This is a genomic window from Streptomyces sp. NPDC058469 (assembly GCF_042721125.1).
In the GTDB taxonomy this organism is placed as follows: domain Bacteria; phylum Actinomycetota; class Actinomycetes; order Streptomycetales; family Streptomycetaceae; genus Streptomyces.
Genome location: NZ_JBHXME010000359.1, coordinates 1 through 1,471 on the forward strand (window position 1 = coordinate 1; position 1,471 = coordinate 1,471).

1 protein-coding gene is annotated in these 1,471 nt (G+C 67.4%); it reads right to left on the reverse strand.

The window, feature by feature from the left end; all coding sequences use genetic code 11:
• Positions 1-25: 25 nt before the first annotated feature.
• Entirely contained in the window at positions 26-1,228 is a 1,203-nt protein-coding gene (locus ACFWP5_RS52440) for an IS110 family transposase (protein ID WP_384174548.1), read from the reverse strand.
• Positions 1,229-1,471: the final 243 nt, after the last annotated feature.

A 1,471-nucleotide genomic window follows, 5' to 3' on the forward strand; every position in this document is an offset into this window, starting at 1 on the left:
CGGGGGGGTGCCCCTATGACTTCGGTCAAGGGGTGATCGGGGTTGGTGGTTGGTAGAAGGTGCCGTCGCGGAGCATCGCGAAGAGGACGTCGGCTCGGCGGCGGGCGAGGCAGAGGATGGCCTGGGTGTGGTGCTTTCCCTGGGCGATCTTCTTGTCGTAGTAGGTGCGGGAGGCCGGGTCGGCCAGCGCGGCGAACGCCGAGAGGAAGAAGGCTCGCTTGAGCTGCTTGTTTCCTCTCCGCGAAGGTTGTTCGCCGCGGATGGAGGACCCGGAACTTCGGGTTGCCGGGGCGAGGCCGGCATAGGCGGCGAGGTGGGCGGCGGACGGAAACGAGGTGCCGTCGCCGACGTCGATGAGGATGCGGGCGCCGGTCCTGATGCCGATGCCGGGCATGGACATCAGGACCTTGGAAAGAGGGTGGGCCTCCAGCAGTTCCTCGATCCGGTGAGCCAGCAGTTTGCGCTGGTCGAGCACTGCCTGGAGCGAGGAGGCGAGGCTGGGGACGATCAGTGCGGCCGCATCCGTGCCCGGAACAACGACGGTCTGCTCGTCCAGTGCGGTGAAGACGTCGTCGATCAGCCGCTCGGCCATGCGGGGCGCCTTGGGGCGGATCAGTGCGATGAGTCGTCGGCGTCCGGCCTTGCGGATCTGTGCCGGCGAGCCGAACTGATCCAGCAACCTGAGCACGGCCGGGTGCTGCATGCGCGGGCCCAGGACCCGTTCCAGGTGCGGGTGGATCTGGGTGAACAGGCCCCGCAGCCGGTTCGACAGACGGGTCACTTCCGCGGCGAGGTCGTCGTCGAACCCGACGATCATCGACAGCTCGGCGATCGTCTCGTCGTCGAGGTCGACCGAGCGCAGCGTGTGCGGCATCGCCCGGGCCGCGTCGGCGATGATGAACGCGTCTTTCGCGTCGGTCTTGGCCTCGCCGGGGTAGAGGTCGGCGATCCGCCGCATGGTCAGTCCGGGCAGGTAGGCGACGTGGCAGCCCAGCTCGCGGGCGACGGTCAGCGGCAGGGCGCCGATGGAGGCGACCTGGTCGACGATGACGAGGACGGTGCCGTGTTTGGCCTGCAGCCTGGCGAAGACCTCGCGGAGTTTGGGTTCGCTGTTGGGCAGCCGCTTGTCGAAAGTCTTCTTCCCGGCCGGGGTGAGTGCGGTGGCGTGGTGTTCGCCCTTGCCGACGTCCAGGCCGAGGTAGACGTCGATGTCGCTGGTATCGATCACGTCGTGGTTCCTTCGGTGCTGTTCACCCGGCCTGCCACGGCACTGATCGCCACATCCACATTACGAAGAGCCTCCCGGCCTGCGGAAAGGCCGGTGGTCATGCCCCTAATCAGCGGTCTGTCAGTGCCTTCGGAGCTGGTGACACCACCCCCCGGGCCATGCACTCGACAAGGGGAGGTAGTCATGCCAACTCCGAAGGCCGGTAACCCCGTTGCGGGGCTACGAAGACGGTAATGGGGGGGG